At 70.5% G+C, this 16,085-nt stretch carries 13 protein-coding genes; 8 read left to right on the top strand and 5 right to left on the bottom strand.

Going from position 1 to position 16,085, the window contains the following annotated elements; all coding sequences use genetic code 11:
- The first annotated feature begins 6 nt into the window (after window positions 1–6).
- From C8P66_RS08460 to C8P66_RS08445, 4 genes are all read left to right on the top strand, one after another.
- Window positions 7–1,341 carry a putative O-glycosylation ligase, exosortase A system-associated gene (locus C8P66_RS08460; RefSeq protein ID WP_111397812.1) on the top strand — a complete coding sequence of 445 codons (1,335 nt, stop codon included), beginning with the start codon at window positions 7–9 and terminating at the stop codon, window positions 1,339–1,341.
- 151 nt (window positions 1,342–1,492) lie between these two features.
- On the top strand, window positions 1,493–2,767 hold the full coding sequence (locus tag C8P66_RS08455) for a glycosyltransferase family 4 protein (RefSeq protein WP_111397811.1): 1,275 nt from the start codon (window positions 1,493–1,495) through the stop codon (window positions 2,765–2,767).
- Entirely contained in the window at window positions 2,761–4,863 is a 2,103-nt protein-coding gene (locus C8P66_RS08450; RefSeq protein WP_111397810.1) for a hypothetical protein, read from the top strand. The genes C8P66_RS08455 and C8P66_RS08450 overlap by 7 nt, the downstream gene beginning before the upstream one ends.
- 7 nt (window positions 4,864–4,870) lie before the next feature.
- Window positions 4,871–6,100 carry a glycosyltransferase gene (locus C8P66_RS08445; protein WP_146422772.1) on the top strand — a complete coding sequence of 410 codons (1,230 nt, stop codon included), beginning with the start codon at window positions 4,871–4,873 and terminating at the stop codon, window positions 6,098–6,100.
- Window positions 6,101–6,109: 9 nt separating this feature from the next.
- Here C8P66_RS08445 and C8P66_RS08440 read toward each other — a convergent pair whose 3' ends face one another.
- Genes C8P66_RS08440 through C8P66_RS08430 form a run of 3 tightly spaced genes read right to left on the bottom strand, consistent with a single transcriptional unit; the run spans window position 6,110 to window position 9,044 of the window.
- Window positions 6,110–7,141, bottom strand: coding sequence for a glycosyltransferase family 2 protein (locus C8P66_RS08440; RefSeq protein ID WP_111397808.1), 1,032 nt, complete (start codon window positions 7,139–7,141; stop codon window positions 6,110–6,112).
- Between the two features lie 5 nt (window positions 7,142–7,146).
- Window positions 7,147–8,088, bottom strand: a complete 942-nt coding sequence (locus tag C8P66_RS08435; protein WP_111397807.1) for an FkbM family methyltransferase — start codon at window positions 8,086–8,088, stop codon at window positions 7,147–7,149.
- A complete protein-coding gene (locus C8P66_RS08430) occupies window positions 8,085–9,044 on the bottom strand; it encodes a glycosyltransferase family 2 protein (RefSeq protein WP_158537155.1) in 960 nt (319 codons plus the stop codon). Before C8P66_RS08430 ends, C8P66_RS08435 begins: the two co-directional genes overlap by 4 nt.
- 237 nt (window positions 9,045–9,281) lie before the next feature.
- Here C8P66_RS08430 and C8P66_RS08425 point away from each other — a divergent pair, with 237 nt between their 5' ends.
- Window positions 9,282–10,271: an NAD-dependent epimerase/dehydratase family protein gene (locus tag C8P66_RS08425; protein ID WP_111397805.1), complete on the top strand. Its 990-nt coding sequence runs from the start codon at window positions 9,282–9,284 to the stop codon at window positions 10,269–10,271.
- Here C8P66_RS08425 and C8P66_RS23790 read toward each other — a convergent pair.
- Window positions 10,249–10,386 (bottom strand): hypothetical protein, encoded by a 138-nt coding sequence (locus tag C8P66_RS23790; RefSeq protein WP_158537154.1) that lies wholly within the window; start codon window positions 10,384–10,386, stop codon window positions 10,249–10,251. The genes C8P66_RS08425 and C8P66_RS23790 overlap by 23 nt on opposite strands.
- Window positions 10,387–10,585: 199 nt before the next feature.
- On the opposite strand from C8P66_RS23790, the gene asnB reads away from it, so the two are divergent.
- From asnB to C8P66_RS08405, 3 genes are read left to right on the top strand one after another with little or no spacing between them, the layout of a single operon-like run.
- The gene (gene asnB / locus C8P66_RS08415) at window positions 10,586–12,517 is read left to right on the top strand and encodes an asparagine synthase (glutamine-hydrolyzing) (RefSeq protein ID WP_111397803.1); all 1,932 of its coding nucleotides are present in this window, start codon (window positions 10,586–10,588) and stop codon (window positions 12,515–12,517) included.
- Window positions 12,514–14,043, top strand: a complete 1,530-nt coding sequence (locus C8P66_RS08410; protein ID WP_111397802.1) for an oligosaccharide flippase family protein — start codon at window positions 12,514–12,516, stop codon at window positions 14,041–14,043. The genes asnB and C8P66_RS08410 overlap by 4 nt, the downstream gene beginning before the upstream one ends.
- A 2-nt stretch (window positions 14,044–14,045) precedes the next feature.
- A complete protein-coding gene (locus tag C8P66_RS08405) occupies window positions 14,046–15,008 on the top strand; it encodes a glycosyltransferase (protein ID WP_111397801.1) in 963 nt (320 codons plus the stop codon).
- Window positions 15,009–15,013: 5 nt separating this feature from the next.
- Here C8P66_RS08405 and C8P66_RS08400 read toward each other — a convergent pair whose 3' ends face one another.
- The gene (locus tag C8P66_RS08400) at window positions 15,014–16,054 is read right to left on the bottom strand and encodes a GNAT family N-acetyltransferase (RefSeq protein WP_111397800.1); all 1,041 of its coding nucleotides are present in this window, start codon (window positions 16,052–16,054) and stop codon (window positions 15,014–15,016) included.
- Between the last annotated feature and the right edge of the window lie 31 nt (window positions 16,055–16,085).

Genomic DNA, 16,085 nt, shown 5'->3' with positions numbered 1-16,085 from the left:
GCGAAGATGCGTGATGCCATCTTCATCCTGGCGATGCTGCTGCTGCTGGCGCTGGCGGTGGCGCGGCCCTTCGCCGGCATCCTGCTGTGGTCGTGGATCTCCTTCATGAACCCGCACCGGCTGGTCTGGGGTCCGGCCTCGGAACTGCCCTGGGCGATGACGGTGTTCCTCGCGACCCTGCTCGGCTGCCTGCTCGCGGGGGAGCCGAAGCGCTTCGCCTGGAATGGGGTGACGGTGCTGCTGCTGGTGATGATGTTCGGCTTCACCCTCACCTCGGCGGTGGCGCTCGGCGATCCTGCGGCGGTCTGGACCAAGTGGGAGCATGTCTTCAAGGTGCTGATCGGGCTGCTGGTGACGGCGGCGCTGCTCACCGACCGGCGGCGCATCCATGCGCTGGTCTGGGTCATGGCGATCTCGCTGGGCTATTACGGCGTGCGCGGCGGCATCTTCGCCATCGTCAATGGCGGCAACTACCGGGTCTGGGGCCCGGCGCAGACGATGATCACCGACAACAACCATCTGGCCGCGGCCATGCTGGTGACCTTGCCGCTGATGAACTATCTGCGGATGCAATCCGCGCGGCACATCGTGCGGGTCGGGCTGGCCATCGCCATGGCGCTGACCCTGCTCGCGACCATCGCGAGCTATTCCCGCGGCGCGCTGCTCGGCCTCGCGGCGGTGACCCTGATGATGTGGGTGCGGAGCAAGGGCAAGGTCGTCTCCGGCATCGTGCTCGCCGGCTGCGTCGCGGGCGCGATCTCCTTCATGCCCGATGGCTGGACCAGCCGGATGAACACCATCTCCACCTACCAGCAGGATGAATCCGCCTCCGAACGGCTGGTGCTCTGGGGCATCTCCTTCAAGCTCGCGCTGAGCCGGCCGCTGGTGGGGGCGGGCTTCACCGGCCCCTATACGCAATCGGCGGTGGATACCGTGGCCCCCGGCGGCCCCGCCCGCGCCGTGCACAGCATCTGGTTCGAGATGCTGGGCGAACACGGCTTCCCGACCTTCCTCGTCTGGTTCGGGCTGACGGTGATGACCGTGATCTATGCCTTGCGCCTTCAGCGCATGACGCGCGACCGGCCGGAGCTTGCCTGGGCGCATGACCTTGGCCGCATGGCGCAGGTCTCCATCGTGGCTTACCTGGTCAGCGGGACATTCCTTTCGCTGTCCTATTGGGATTTCTACTGGACGCTGCTGGTCGTGGTCGCGGGGGCCTATGGGCTGGCGCGGGCCGCGCTGGCGCAAGCTGCACCGACAGGGCAGGCCGCGGTGGCGATGCCGGGCTGGCGGCGCCGTGCCGCCGCGCCGCCGGCCTTTGCCCGGGCCGCGCCGCAATGACCCCCGAGGAGGCCCCGCATGGATGGTCTGTACTTCCTGGCGATGCTGATCGGCATCGGCTGGCTGGCCTGGTGGGCGGCGGCGACACCACCCACCAGCACGGCATGGGCGCCCTTCGACATGAAGGATGCGGCGGGCGGGACGGACGAACATGACACGACAGAACGAGGCAGCCCCCGCATCCACCGCCGCGGCTGGCGGGACGCTGCTCCGCCCCAACCCGGCCGGCGCGGCGCAGCGGCCGATCCGCCTGCTGACCTTCAGCACGCTCTACCCCAACGCCGCGCAGCCCAATCACGGCGTCTTCGTCGAGAGCAGGCTGCGCCACCTCGTCGCCAGCGGTGAGGCGCGGAGCCTTGTGCTCGCGCCGACCCCCTGGTTCCCCTCCCGCGCCGATCGCTTCGGCCGCTGGGCCCGCTACGCCGCCGTGCCGGCGGAGGAGCGGCGGCACGGGCTGCGCCTGCTGCATCCGCGCTTCCTGGCGCTGCCGGGGCTGGGGCTGCTGACCGGCCCGGCGAGCCTCTATCTCGCCGCCCGGGCCGCGCTGGCGCGGCTGCTGGCGGAGGGGCTGGAGATCGATGCGATCGACGGCCACTACCTCTACCCCGACGGCATCGTCGCGGTCTGGCTGGGGCTGGAGTTCGGCAAGCCGGTGGTGCTGACCGCACGCGGCTCGGATGTGAGCCAACTGCCCGGCTACCGCCTGCCGCGCCGCGCGATCCGGCGGGCCATCGTCGGGGCGGATGCGCTGATCGCCGTCAGCGCCGGGCTGAAGGAGGGGCTGGTGGCGCTGGGCGCGCCGCCGGGGAAGGTCACGGTGCTCCGCAACGGCGTCGATCTGCGCAGCTTCCGCCCGCCCTCCTGCCGCCGCACCGCGCGCGCCGCCTTGGGGCTGGGGGCGGAGCCGGTGCTGCTCTCGGTCGGCCATCTGATCGAGCGCAAGGGCCACCACCACATCATCGCCGCGCTGCCGGCGCTGCCCGGGCATCGGCTGCTGATCGTGGGGGAGGGGCCGGATCGCGCGGCCCTTGGCGCGCTGGCCCAGAGCCTGGGCGTCGCCGAGCGGGTCCAGTTCGCGGGCGCCCAGCCGCATGCGCTGCTGCCGCTGTATTTCGGCGCGGCGGATGCGCTGGTGCTCGCCTCCAGCCGCGAGGGCTGGGCGAATGTGCTGCTCGAAGCCATGGCCTGCGGCACGCCGGTGGTGGCGAGCCCGGCCTGGGGCAGCCGCGAGGCGGTGGCCGCGCCCGCCGCCGGGCTGGTGCTGGAGGAGGCAAGCCCGGCCGCCATCGCCGAGGGCGTGCGGCGGCTGCTGGCAAGCCCGCCCGACCGTGCCGCGACCCGCGCCTATGCGGAGGGCTTCAGTTGGGAGGCGACCACGGAAGGCCAGCTCGCGCTGTTCCGCCGGGTCATGGCCGCGCGATGCTGAGGCGCCGCATCCTGCTCGCCGCCGGGGGCGCGAGCCTCGCGCTGCCCCATGCCGCGCAAGCGGAGGTGCGGAGCCCGCCGATGCCCTGCGCCGGGCAGGAGGGCGATGTGCTCGGCCTGGTGCTGGAGGGCAGGGGCACCCCCGCCGGCAGCATCGCCGTCTTCGGCCAGGCCTTCCGGCCGGGCGATGTGCCGGCGGAGGCGGGGCTTGCCGCGCGGCTCACGGGCGGTGGCACCCTGGCGGTGCAGATGGATGCGAAGGCGCGGCATCCCGACGGCTCGGTGCGGCTGGCGGTGATCGCGCTGGCCTGCCCGGCGTTGGCGGCGGGGGCGCGGGCCGGGGTGGTGCTGTCGCGCGCGGCGGCGCCACCGGCATGGCGGATGGATCCCACGGCGGCACTGGCCGGGCGGCAGGCGGTGGTGGGGGTCCGGCCGCTCGCCGGGGGGCGCGCCTGGGAACTCGACCTGCTGCGCCCCTTCGGCGCCGCCGTGACCACGCCGCCGTGGCAGGCCGGGCCGCTCGCGGTCGCGGCACGGGTGGTGGCGCCGGTGCCGCCGGAGGTCGCGGGGGGAGTGACCTCGCTGCGGGTCGTGGCCGATGTCGCCCTGCGCGCCGATGGCACGCTCTGGGTCGATTGCTGGTTCCGCAATGATGTCGCGATGCGGCCCGGTGGCGGTGAGGCCGCCTATGGCGCCCGGCTGGTGCTGGATGGGCGCGAGGCGATCCGCGCGGATATCCCGCGCCACCACCAGTACACCGCCTGGGGCCGCGAGGCGGCGGCGGCGCGTGGCGGTGCGGCGCCCGCGCCCGCCCATGTGCGGCATGATGCCGAGTATCTCGCCGATGCCGGGGCCATCGCCCGCTATGACGTCTCGACCGGGGTCGATGACGCGCTGGTGGGCCGCATGGCGCGGCTGATGGCCGCACCGGCCTGGCAGGAGCCCTTCGATACACGCGGGATCACCCAGAACATGGGGCAGACCGGGGCCCGGGCCGATATCGGCCCGGCGACCATGCCGCAGGCGGTGTGGCTGATCAGCGGCGATGCCCGCGCCGCGTCCTTCGCCATTGGCCAGGCCGAGGCGGCCGGCGCCATCCCCTGGCACTACTGGGACCCGGCAGGCGGCGCCGGCGGGGCGGGGGGCTGGATCGACACCGATCATTGGCCGCGGCTCTGGAGCGATGGGCGCGGCGGGCCGGCGCCGGGCGGGCTGTTGCAGCCGATCGCCGGCGATACCGGCTGGGCGGCCGATTGCGCGCATCAGCCTGACCTCGCCTTCGTGCCCTATCTGCTGACCGGCCGGCGCGCCTTCCTCGATGAAGTGCAGGCCCAGGCCTCCTGGTGCGTCATCTCGCAATGGCCCGCGGCGGCGGCCCGGGGCGGCGGGCGCGATGGCGGCATCGGCGAGGGCGTGAATGTCGTGCGCGGCAACCAGGTGCGCGGGGCCGCCTGGTCGCTGCGCCAGCTCGACAATGCCGCATGGGCGAGCCCTGCGGACGACCCCAACCTGCCCTGGCTGCGCGGCGCCGCCGCCGGCAACTGGGGCTGGGTCCGCGCCCAGATCCGTGGCTGGACCATTCAGCAGGGCGACGCCCATGGCTGGATCCCCGGCGAATATGGCGCGCCGGGCGTGCTGCCGCCGTGGCAGCAGGACTACTTCGCCTCCACCGCCGCGAATGCGGCCCGGCGCGGTGGCGAGGATGCGCGCGTGGTGCTGGGCTGGATGGCGAGCTTCCTTGTCGGGCGCTTCAACGCCGCCCCGCGCGGCTTCGCCATGCATGATGGCGCGGCCTATCTGATCGCGATCCAGTCGCCGAACGGGCAGCCGCTGCGCAGCTGGTCCGAGATCGGCGCCGCCACGCGGGCGCGCGGCCTGTCGAATGGCCAGGGCTGGAGCAAGACCGAGGGCGATTACGGCCAGCTCGCGCTGCAATCCCTGGCGGCGGTGTCGGATGTGCTGGGCTCGGCCGAGGCGCGCGGCACCTATGTCGCGCTGCTGGCCGAGGCGCCGCCCTTCACCCGGCGGCAGGATTTCATCCGCGATCCGATCCTCCACATCGTGCCGCGTGGCGAAGCGCGGCCCTGCGCCCGGTGAGGCAGCCATGATCCTGGTCTTCGACATGACCAATACCGGCACCGGGCATGTGCCGATCAACCGTGGCTTGCTCCAGGCGATGTCGCTGGCCTTTCCGCGCCAGCAGATCCGCATGCATGCCGATGCCGATCATCTGGCCGCACTTCGGGACGACCGCGCGATCGAGCGGCTGCTGAATGTCGAATTCAAGCCGATCGCGCTGTCGCCGCTGTACCGCTGGAAGACGCATGTCGTCTCGGCACGGCGCTTCCTGCATGAGTGGCGGGTGCTGCGCGCGGCACTGGCGGCGGCGCCGGTGCGGCAGCCGCATCTCATCGTCCTCGCCTCCGCGACGCCCACGGCCATCGCCGCGGCGGTGATGGCGGCCGCGGCGGCGCCCATGCCGGTTGCGGTGCAGGTCGGGCTGCATGGGAACCTGAATGAGGTGATCGGCTGGCGGCCGCGCAACCCGGTGGCGCGGCGCTTCGACCTGCGCTCCATGCTGAGCCTGCCGAATCCGATGCTGCGGTTCCTGGTCTTCGAGGATTGCATCCGCGACGCCTTGGCCATGATCCTGCCCGAGACCGCGCTGCGCACCGATGTGTTGCCGCATCCGGTGGATGGGCGAGAGGCCGCGGGGCATCCGGCACCGGGGCTGGGGGTGCCGCTGCGCGTCGGCCTGGTCGGCATGGCGACGGAGGCGAAGGGGCTGACCGCCTTCCTCGATACCGCGCGGCTGTTCCGGCAGCGCTATGGCGATGCGATCGAATTCCACATCATCGGCGGCCGGCCGCATACCACGCCGCGCGAGCGCTTCGCCGACATCGCGCATGAGGTCGAGATCGGGCACATCAGCCGGGAGAAATTCGTGGCCGGTCTGGCGCGGCTGCACTACGTTTTCCTGCCGCTGCAGCCTGGGTATTACAGCCTGTCGCCCAGCGGGGGGCTGATGGATGCCGTGGCCTGGGGCAAGCCCGTCATCGCCAGCCGCGTGCCGATCACCGAATCGCTCTTCCGCCAGGGCGAGGACATCGGCCATCTCTGCGATGATCTCGAAGGGATGCAGGCGGCCTTGCATGCGGTGATGGCCGGCATGGATACCGCGCGATATGGCCAGCAGACCGCCGCACTCGCGCGGCTGCGCGATGGCCGCGGCCCGGAGGCGCTGTCCCGCATCTGGCGCGGCATCGTGACCCGGGGCTTTCCCAAGCTGGTGCCGGCGACCCCGGCCGCGCCCCGGTATTTCGCGCCGCTGTAGCGCCCCGCCTCAACCCGTCCGCGCGCGCCATGTGCCGAGCGCCAGCAGCGTGCGCCCGATCCGTTCCCGCAGTGGCACCGGCATCGCCGAGACACCGGCCTTGAGCCGCAGCGGCCAGCGGCGGTGGGTGGGCGGCAGCAGCGGATAGATGCGGCGCACCGAGTCATGGTCGTGCCGCGCGAAGGCCAGTTCCAGCGCATCCGCGCGGCGGCGCGCGACGCTGTCGCGGATGGCCGCGGCATGGCGCGCCAGCGATGGCCGTCGGGCCAGCACATGTTCGAGAATGGCGGCATCGCCAAGGTTCATCGCCTGCACATCGGCGGAGAAATTATTGGCATGCTTACGGATGCCGACCAGCGGCTGCGGCACGGCCTCCAGCGGCGAGTCCCGCACCACGCCGAAGGGCGCATGCTCCGCGAGCAGCAGCGCGGTCGCGAAATCCGTGCCCATGATGCGCCCGACCGAGGTATCCCACCCGCCGATCCCGAGCAGGAAGCGCCGCTCCGCCACCATGCAGGACGGGAAGAACGGCTGAAACCTGATCAGCCGTTCGACGATGGGCGAATCGAACACGCCGAGACCGCTGCAACCCACCCGTCGCAGCCCACTCCAGAAACCGGCCGGGGCTGCGTCGAACTTGCGCGCGTCCTGCCACCGCCCGTCGCGGATGATGGCGAAATCGGCGAAGGCGACGCGGGTGCGTGGCTCGGCGACCCAGAGCACCGCCATCGCGGCAAGGAAGCCAGGGCGCCAGACATCGTCGCTGTCACAGAAGGCGACAAGCTCGCCACGCGCCTCCCGCAGCCCCACATTGCGCGCAACGAGATCGCCCGAGTTCCGGATGCGGATCAGTTTGACCTGGCCGGCATATCGTGTGGCCAGAATTGTCGGGGTGGCATCGGTCGAACCATCATCGACGACGATGATCTCCACAGCCGGCAGCGTCTGCGCCAGGATCGCATCCAGGGTTTCCGGCAGCAGCGCCGCGCGGTTGTAGCTCGGCACCACGACGCTGATGCTGGCGGCAGGGGTCGCCAGCATCGGCGTCAGCCCTTCGCGGCCGTCCGGCGGAACACCAGATCGGCCATCTCGAAGTCCCGTCGCTGCAGCGGCACCAGGCGGCTCGGCGGCGGCTGGATGTAGAAGCCGCCCTGATAGGCATTCGCCACTTCAAAGGCCGAGAATCCGGCCTCGGCGAAGATGGCGAGGAAGGCGTCGAGCGAGCCGCCGAGACCTTCCAGCGCGGATTGGTTGACCTCCACGAGGATCTCCACATCCGGCCGTAGCAGCGGCAGCACGTCGCGCATGCCTTGAACGACGAGCCACTCGGCGCCTTCGACATCGATCTTGATCAGCCGGGCGGCGGTGATTTCGACGAGCGGCACGATGTCGGGCAGGGGGCGGCCCTCGACCACGGCCTCCTGCAAGGTGCCGGTCTTGGCCGCCTCGGCCGCGACGATGGTCGTGCCGCCGAGGTTGCTCTCGTCATGCAGATACACCGGCACCGGGCCGGCCGTGGCCGTCGCCGCCATGTTGTACGGCTGGACGTTCGCCGCCCCATTCGTCGCTAAGTTTCGTTGCAGCCGCTGGAAGATCCAGGGTGAAGCCTCGACCGCATGCACGTGCCCGGTCGGCCCGACAAGGCGCGATGCAAGCAGCGTATGCAGCCCGACATTGGCCCCGATATCGATGACGACATCGCCGGGCCGCAGCGCCGCGCGGTACAATGCCGTGATCGCCGGTTCCCATACGCCAAAGAAATACACATAGCTATGCACCGAATCCGGGAAGCCACCTTCAAGCCGCGCGCCGAAGCGGGTGCGCGCCTCGATGTTGAAGGACCGCCATGTGATGTAGCGCCGGACAATCCGGTCCCAGACCCACGCCTTCCCGCGGCGGCCCGGCGCGTGCTGGAAGTACAGGCGCAGGCCGGCGCAGGCGGTGCGAAGCGCAAACCCTTCGGCGCGGCTCTGGGTGATCGCGGTCATTGGCTGTCCTGCAGTTGGAAGTGTTCGACAGGGCTGTAGCGCCGGCTATGCGCCAGTGCCGCAGTGCGGTGCCTCGCCCAAAGGCCGAGGAAGACGATCAGGTCGCGGAATTCCCGCGGGTCCATTCGCCAGGCGTCTAAGGCCAGGGCCAGGGCGGGACCGCGGCGGCCGGCGAGCAGGTTGTTGAGCGCCAGCCCCTTGCGCGCGCTGTAGCGCGCCCAGCGCAATTCGCGCCGGAAGCCTCGCAGCAACGGATCGGCTGCGGCCAGGCCGTGCATGCGCATCGAGCGCGCCGCGAGCCGCGCAGGCGATGCCGTCAGCCCCGTGCCGGCGCGCCGCCATGCATAGACGTCCGCATCGATCGGGTGCAGCGCCGAAAGCACGGAAAGCTTTGTCAGGAACAGGAAATCCTCATAGTAGCTCAGCCCCTCGGAAAAGCCGCCGATACGCTCCACGAGATGCCGGCGCACCAAGGTCGCGCCGAGATGCATCCAGAAGTTGGCGATGAACATCCGGGTCAGCTCCGGGCTGGCCAGCACCCGCCCGGGCAGGTTGGGCGTGTCATGCAACAGGCCATCGGGATGCAGCAGGCGGTGCCGCCCGCCGATCCAGGCGACGTCCTTGCGATCGAGCAGAATGCGCGACCGCGCGATGCGTCCCGGCAGCCAAAGGTCGTCGGCGTCGATGAAGCCGATCCATTCACCACGCGCGAGACCGATCCCTTCGTTGCGCGCCGAGGCGGGGCCGGCATTTGCGCAGCGCCGCGCGAGACGGATGCGGGAATCATTGGCCGCGAGTGCATCGAGCGCCGCCACGGTGTCGCTCGAGCGCGATGCGTCATCGACGAGGATGAGCTCGAGTTCCGTCTCTCCCCCCTCGGCGAGGACCGAGGCCACCGCGGCCTGCAACAGCGGCGGGGAGGTATCGAATACGGGGCAGATGACGCTGATCTCCACCGGCTCCCTTTCAGGCGGGCGTCGCCACAGACGTGCCATTCTTTACAGTCGTATATTCTCCAGACCAAGAGTATTTGGAAGACGTATTCGAAATATCTTTCGATTTCATCTGGATAAATGCAATGAAAATAATTACATGCAACATGTAAATCAATAAGTGTCAGCTTTTCTACTTCGCCTTTTTGGGGTCCTTCGATATCGTCCCGACCCGACGCGATGTCAGGAGGTTTTACAGAGATGGCAAGGATCCTTGTCACTGGCGGCTGCGGCTTCATCGGCTCCCACCTGTGTGCGGCACTGCGGGTCCAGGGGGATCAGGTCTTGGTGCTGGACGATCTCTCGACCGGGACGGAGGCCAACCTCGCCCCGGGTGCGACCCTCCTCCTCGGCGACATCTCCGATCGGGAGGTCGTGCGGGAGGTGATGTCGGAGGTCGATGCCTGCTACCATCTTGCCGCCATCGCCTCTGTCGAGCGTGGCGTGCAGGATTGGATGGGCACCCATCGCACCAACCTCTCCGCGACCATCGGCGTGTTCGATGCGGCCCGGGCCCGCGGGGTGCCCGTGGTCTACGCATCCTCCGCGGCGGTTTACGGGTCGGGCGGCACCTTGCCGCTCGACGAGGCCTCGATCCTGCGACCGCTTTCCGCTTATGGGGCCGACAAGCTCGGCTGCGAGCAGCATGCGCGGGTGGCTGGCCACGTCCATGGCGTGCCCACCGCGGGCCTGCGCTTCTTCAACGTCTTCGGCCCGCGCCAGGATCCGCGTTCACCCTATTCCGGCGTCATCTCGATCTTCTGCGACAGGATGCGGCGCGGGGAACCCATCGACGTCTTCGGCGACGGAATGCAGACGCGCGATTTCGTCTTCGTCGGCGATGTCGTCCGCGCGCTTGTCCGCGCGATGCGGCATGCCTCGGTCACCGCGCCCGTCTTCAATGTCTGCACCGGGCGCGCGACCTCGGTCCTCGCGCTGGGCGCCATGATCGCGGAGCTTTGCGGCGGGGAGTTCGCGGTGCGGCACCGGCCGGCGCGGCAGGGCGAGATACGCCATTCCGTCGGTGCACCGGAATGGGCGCAGGAGCGGCTCGGGCTCGGACCCGCTGTCGGGCTGCGCAGCGGGCTTGCCACGACGCTGTCCTGGCTCCGTGCCGGCGGCCCGGGCCTTGCGACGCGCAAGGATCCCGCGCCCGTCCGTGCCGTGGTCAGTGCAGGAACCACCAGGTGATGGCACCGATGAGCAGCCAGGCCAGGATGCACAGGACGAGGATGAGCAGCGCCGCCGCCGGCCAGGTGAAGCGACGGCTGGGGGTGGGCTCGTCCGGGCCTTGGTCTGAAGTCATGCGCCGCATCTTCTCCCAGACGACCGCGCCAGTCCTGTGGACGTCCCCGGGCAGCGTCTTCGTCGTTCCGACATCATGCACAGAGATTCCGGGCCTGTCTTGTGGCGGCGTGCATCCAATCCATTCCCCGTCGGCACGCCGAGGATAGCACCGCACCGGCCCGGTCAGCGACCGGAGCAAGCAGCAATAGGAGCATCGTATGTGTGCCGTGGTTGGCCTTTTCCATCCCACCAGCCCAAGGTCGCCGGATAGCGGCCTCGTCCGGCGGATGGCCGATGCGCTGCGTCATCGCGGTCCGGATGGCGCGGGCTACCACGCGGAGCCGGGTCTGGCGCTCGGCCATCGCCGGCTTGCGATCGTGGACCTGGCCGGCGGCGCGCAGCCCATGAGCAACGCGGATGGCAGCCTCGTCATCTCCTTCAACGGCGAGATCTACAATCATGAGGCGCTGCGGCGGGATCTCGAGGCGCTGGGGCACCACTTCCGCACACGTTCGGATACCGAGGCCATCCTGCATGCGTGGCGGGAGTGGGGGCCGGGCTGCCTCGATCGCCTGAACGGCATGTTCGCCTTCGCGCTCTGGGATCGTGAGCGCGGCCAGTTGGTGCTGGCGCGCGATCGGCTGGGCGAGAAGCCATTGCATTACGCGCGCCTGCCCGATGGCACCATCGCCTTTGCCTCCGAGATCGCGGGCTTGCTGATGCTGCCGGGGCTGTCACGCCGGCTCGACCCCACGGCGCTGGATGATTTCCTCGCCCTCGGCTACGTGCCCGACCCCAACACGATCTATGCCGATATCCGCCGTCTGCCGCCGGCACATTATCTGGTGCTGCATCGCGCGAGCATCGGCGCGCTGCCGCCGCCCCGACGCTATTGGCAGCCTCCGACGCAGGTGGTGGCGGCACCGAGGGATGGTGGCCGCGAGCTTGCATCGCGGCTGCACGAGGCGGTGCGCCTGAGGCTGATGTCCGATGTGCCGCTTGGCTGCTTCCTGTCGGGCGGCATCGACTCAGGCGCGATCACCACCCTCGCGGCCGCCGCGACCAAGGGCCCGTTGGACAGTTTTACGATCGGCTTCGACGGGGAGTGCGATGAGCGGGCGCAGGCGGCGCATCTCGCGGCCCAGCTCGGCACCCGGCACCATGAGGCGATGGCGACGAGCGATTACGTCGCCGCCGCCCGGCACCAGGCGGCGCTGTTCGGCGAACCCTTCGGCGATGTGTCAGCAATCCCGACACTGGCGGTCTGCCGCCTGGCGCGGCGGCATGTCACCGTGGCGCTCTCGGGCGATGGCGGCGACGAGGTCTTCGCGGGCTACCGCCGCTACCGCTGGCACCAGATGGCCGAGGCGGTGCGGCGGCATATTCCGGCGCGGATTCGCCGTCCGGTGATCGGCGGGCTCGCGCGCGCCTACCCCAAGCTCGACCGCGCGCCGCGCTGGCTGCGGGCGAAGCACACGCTGACCGAAATCAGCCTGGACAGCGCGCTCGGCTACTACGGCACCGTTTCCCGCATCGGGCAGGAGCGTCGCCGCGCGTTGCTGTCGCCGGGGATGCGCGCGGCGGTCGATGGCCATGATCCGGCCGCGCGCTTCGGCGCGCTGATGGAGGAGTGCGATCCTGATGACTCGTTGCTGCAAGCGCAATATGCCGATCTGCACACCTATCTGCCCGGCGATATTCTGACCAAGGTCGATCGCACCAGCATGGCGGTGTCGCTCGAAGTCAGGCCACCGCTGCTCGACCCGACGCTGGCCGCCTGGGGATTGGCGCTGCCCGCCGGGCTGAAGCTCCAAGGGGGCCAGGGCAAGCACCTGCTGCGCGTCGCGCTGCGCTCGATCCTGCCAGCCGAGGTGCTGCAGCGTCGCAAGCAGGGCTTCGCCGCCCCGATCGGGCAACAGTTGCGGGCCCAGGCGGGGGCGGTGCGGGCGCGCCTGCTCGGCGGGCCGATGCTGGACAGCGGAGTCTTCGACGCACCGGCCCTGGCACGGCTGGTGGACCAGCATATGGCCGGCAGCTTCGATCATTCCCAGGCGCTCTGGCAGTTGTTGGTCCTTGAGGGTTTTCTCGCCGACATCGGGGGCATGCGGCTGACCATGCCGGAGGAGAGACTCGCGGTGCCGTCACCATGAGCGATGGTGTGCCGGAGAGCATCCTTGCGCGCACGGCGCGTGGCGCGAGTTGGGTCATCGCCTGGCGGATGATGACGCGGCTGCTGGGGCTTGCCAGCACGCTGGTGCTGGTCCGCCTGCTGCCGCCCGGGGATTTCGGGCTGGTCGCGCTCGCGACCGCCTTCGCGCTGGCGCTGGATGTCTGTCTTGCCATCGGTGTGGAGGATCAGATCGTCCGTGCCCAAGATCCACACCCCGCGCTGTACGACACAGCTTTTACGTTGAACCTGCTGCGCTCCTTCGTCGTGGGTGGGCTGATCGCCATCGCGGCGGGGCCGGCGGCGGGGTTCTTTGGCGAGCCGAGGCTGGAGCCGGTGCTGCTGGCGCTTGCCGTCTCGGCGGCGCTGAGTGGCGCGACGAATGTCGGGGTTGCCGATTTCCGCCGCCGCCTGATGTTCAACAAGGAGTTCCAGCTGCAATTCGTGCCGCGCCTCGCCGGTATCGTGGTGACGGTCGTGGGCGCCTGGGTGCTGCGCAGCCATTGGGCGCTGGTGCTGGGCATCCTGACCAATCGCCTCGGCATCGTCGCGATGAGCCATCTGCTGCACCCCTACCGCCCTCGCCTCTCCCTGTCCGCGTGGCGGGATCTGGCCGGCGTCTCCTGCTGGGCCTGGGCGATCAGCATCGTCACCTTGGTGCGTGACCGCGCCGACAGCATGGTGATCGGCCGCATCCTGGGGCCGACGCCGCTCGGCATCTATGCCGTGGGCGTCGAGGTCGCCGTGTTGCCGACGACCGAGATGGTAGACCCCATCTGCCGCGCCTGCATGCCGAGCTTCGCCGCGTCGCTGCGCGGCGGCAGTGCCGAGCTGAAATCCTCCTACCTGCGGATCGTCGCACTGACAGCCTTGCTGACCTTGCCGGCGGGCGTCGGTGTGTCGCTGGTGGCGGGGCCGGTGGTGGCGCTGGCCTTCGGCCCCGCGTGGCTTGAGGCCGCACCCCTCGTCACCATCCTGGGCATTGCCTGCACGCTGACCTTGTTCGGCAACGTCAGCGCCGCGCTGCTCAGCGCCAAGACGATGCTGCGCGGCATCTTCGGCGTGACGGCTGCCTCGGCGGCGTTGCGCGTGGTGCTGCTGCTGGTGCTGACCCCTGCCTATGGGCTGCTCGGGGCCGGCATCGCCGTGGGGGCCGCCGTCGTTGCCGAGCATGTGGTGCTGGTCGCCTGCGCCCTGCGATTGCTGCAACTGCCGCTGCGGCAGTTCCTCGCCTGCATCCAGCGCCCGGCGCTGGCCACGGCGGTGATGGCAGTGCTGCTGTGGGCGAGCGGCCTCGGCTGGACCGCGCCGCCCGAGGCGGCCGCCACGGCGGCACGGATGCTGCTGGTGTCGATCCCGCTTGGGGTTGTCAGCTTCACCGCGATGCTTGCGACCGCCTGGTTCGCCGCCGGTTGCCCGGCGGGCGCCGAGGCCGACATGATCGGGCTTCTCCGCCGCATGGGCGGACGGGTCTTACGCCAGCGCCTCGGCGCAGTGCGTCAGGGCTAGTCATGGACACGATTCTTCAGGCCCAGGCGTCAAGCCGTCGCGTTGCGAGCGCCGCCGAATGGAGTGCCGCCGTCTTCGCGCGCAATGAGGCACCCTCGCTCGCGGCCTGCCTGCGCGCCCTTGCTCGGGCGGGGGAGGGGGTGGATCTGCGGGTGACGGTGCTGCTCAATGGCAGCACCGATGGCTCGGCGGAGATCGCCGTCGCGGCGCTGCGTGAGACCGGGCTGCGCGGCAGCGTCCATGCGATCGCGCAGGGTGACAAGGCGAATGCCTTCAACCAGTTCATCCACCGGCTGCGCCCCGAGGCCGCGACCTACATCTTCGTCGATGGCTACGCCGCCGTCGCGCCCGGCGCGCTGCGACACCTGGCCGCGCGGCTGCGGGATGCGCCCCAGGCCCAGGCCGCGGCGGCGGTGCCCAGCACGGGGCGCAGCGCTGCGTTCCTGACGCGGCAGATGCTGGAGGAGCCCGGGCTGCACGGCTCGTTGTTCGCGCTGCGCGGCAGCTTCGTCGCGCGGCTGGCGTCACTCGGGCTGCGGCTGCCGGTCGGACTGTATCGTGGCGATGGGTTGGTGGGATCCTTCGTGCTGCATGATCTCGATGCGGAGCGCGGCGGCTGGGTCCTGGAGCGCCTGGCTGTGGAACCCGGCGCGACCTGGCGGGCGCCCAGCCTGCGCCTTTGGCATCCGCGGGATGCGCGCCGGCATTGGCACCGGCTGGTGCAGCAGGGGCGCGGCCGGTTGCAATGGGCGGCCATTCGCGACGCCATCTATCCCGGCGGCTTCACGGCCCTGCCCGAGGATGCCGACACCTGTGTGCTGGACTGGATCGCCGCGGCGCCGCGCCTGCGCACACCGCGCCTCTGGCGCGACCCCTTCGCGGTGCTGGCGCTGCGGCGGATGCGTGGCGCCCGGCCACGGCTGGATCTTACGCCGCGGCTGCTGGCCGAGGTGGAGGCGAGATGATCCGGCTAGCGCAGCACCAGCCGCCGCAGCCGGGCGGCCATGCCCAGGGGCGACCAGACAGGCAACAGCTCTGCCCAGACCATCGGCTCGCTGCCGGTGGCGAGGCTGCGCTTGTACTGGTCCGCCCCGGCCAGGAAATCATAGATGGCATCGCCCATCTCCAGTGCCCGCTGCACCGCCATGGCGTGGCAGGTCAGCCCCGGCTTGCCATGCGTGCCGGCACCGGCGTGGTCGAGCCCGCTCTGATAGGCAAAGACGCGCCCGGCGAGGCGCAGGTTGTAGAGATACCCGACCTCCTGCTCCCCGGCGGTCACGCGCAGCATGTCGACCTCGCCGCGCGAAGCCCCTTGCGCGATCAGGCTGCGATGAAAGCGTTGCAGGAAGGGGGTTGCGAAGGCGCCGGCGCCGCCGCGTTCGCGCCAGGTGCTTTCATGCAGCCGCAGCAAGGCATCGAACCAATCCAGCGCCTCGGCCGCATCGGCGGCGCGCTGCAACAGCACCTCGCCGCCCGCCGCGTAGAAGCGGGCGGAGCGGCGCAGCTGATAGCGGGTATTGGCGCTGCGGGTCGCGAGGTAGTCCCCCCCCGCCGTCCGCACCGCGCCGAGATCCACCAGCGGCGCCGGACGCGCCTGCAGCCGCAGCGCGGTGCCGCCCGCCGCGTGCAGGACCTCGGGCGCCACGCCGCTGAGCACGAGCCGGCGTGCGCCCGCCACGCCCCAGGCCGCGCGCAACAGGCCGCGCCGGATGTCGTCACCGAGGCTCAATGGTGCATTGTGCTCGATAAACGGTGCATCCAGCGCGGCATCGCCGCTTTCCGCGAGGCAGAGCCGGCCCTGGCGCCGGTTGAACAGCGCAAGCCCCAGGGTGCGCCCCTCCGCCTCGGCGCGCAGCAGCACGGGATCGGGATAGCGTTCCTCGGCGAGGCAACCGACCCAGCTCCAGGACTGGAAGAAGGAGCGTCCGGGAACCTCGGCCTCCAGCGCGCGCCAGTCGGCGCCGAGCTCCTCGAAGCTCCGCACCGGGGTGGAATAGATCCGCACAGTCATGCTCGTGCCGCCATGTTCCCGCCAGGAAGCA

This window comes from Humitalea rosea (assembly GCF_003253705.1).
Taxonomy (GTDB): Bacteria; Pseudomonadota; Alphaproteobacteria; order Acetobacterales; family Acetobacteraceae; genus Humitalea; species Humitalea rosea.
Note: the sequence above shows the minus strand (reverse complement) of the source record. Positions and strands in the feature narration are given on the sequence as shown.